The sequence below is a fragment of the Streptomyces solicavernae genome (genome assembly GCF_029968095.1).
GTDB lineage: Bacteria > Actinomycetota > Actinomycetes > Streptomycetales > Streptomycetaceae > Streptomyces > Streptomyces solicavernae.
Map to the genome: position 1 here is coordinate 1 of NZ_JASCIR010000092.1, position 1,256 is coordinate 1,256.

1 protein-coding gene is annotated in these 1,256 nt (G+C 66.9%); it reads left to right on the forward strand.

Annotated elements, in window-relative coordinates; translation table 11 throughout:
* A partial coding sequence (locus tag QIS99_RS32120) for an amino acid permease (protein ID WP_282517285.1) occupies window positions 1–1,256 on the forward strand: 1,256 nt, incomplete at both ends.

Consider the following 1,256-nt stretch of genomic DNA (forward strand, 5'->3'; position numbering starts at 1 on the left):
CTCTTCGTCGGCTCCAGCGCCGGCATCGCCGCCGCCGGACCCGCCATCCTCATCTCCTACGCACTCGTCGGCGCGATGGTCGTCCTCGTCATGCGGATGCTCGGCGAGATGGCCGCCGCGAATCCCACCTCGGGTTCCTTCTCCGAGTACGCCGACCGCGCCCTCGGCCGCTGGGCCGGCTTCTCCATCGGCTGGCTCTACTGGTTCTTCTGGGTCGTCGTCCTCGCCGTCGAAGCCACCGCCGGCGCCGTCATCCTGGAGGGCTGGATACCCTCCGTGCCCCAATGGGCCTGGGCACTCATCGTCATGGTCGTCCTGACCGCCACCAACCTCGCCTCCGTCGCCTCCTACGGCGAATTCGAATTCTGGTTCGCCGGCATCAAGGTCGTCGCGATCGGCGCCTTCGTCGCCATCGGCATCCTCGCCGTCTTCGGCATCCTGCCCGGCTCCGACAACCCCGGCGCCGGCCTCGCCCACCTCACCGACACCGGCGGCTTCTTCCCCAAGGGACCCGGCGCCATCCTCACCGGCGTCCTCATGGTCGTCTTCTCCTTCATGGGCAGCGAAATCGTCACCCTCGCCGCCGGCGAATCGGAGAACCCCCAGCGCGCCGTCACCAAGGCCACCAACAGCGTCATCTGGCGCATCGCCGTCTTCTACCTCGGCTCCATCTTCGTCGTCATCACCCTCCTGCCCTGGAACGCCTCCGCCATCGTCAAGGACGGCTCCTACGTCGCCGCCCTCAACTCCATCGGCATCCCCCACGCCGGCCAGGTCATGAACGTCATCGTCCTGACCGCCGTCCTCTCCTGCCTCAACTCCGGCCTCTACACCGCCTCCCGCATGGCCTTCTCCCTCGGCAAGCGCGGCGACGCCCCCAAGGCCTTCGCCAAAACCACCACCCGCGGCGTCCCCCAGGCCGCCATCCTCGGCTCCGTCGTCTTCGGCTTCGTCGCCGTCTTCTTCAACTACAAGTGGCCCGACACCGTCTTCGCCTTCCTCCTCAACTCCTCCGGCGCCGTCGCCCTCTTCGTCTGGCTCGTCATCTGCTTCACCCAGCTCAAGATGCGCGGCATCATCCTGCGCGACATGCCCGAACGACTCGTCGTCAAGATGTGGGCCTTCCCCTACCTCACCTGGGCCACCATCGGCATGATCTCCTTCGTCCTCATCTACATGCTCTTCGACGACACCGGCCGCGAACAGGTCCTCCTCTCCCTCCTCGTCGCCGCCCTCGTCATCACCATCGCCCTCCT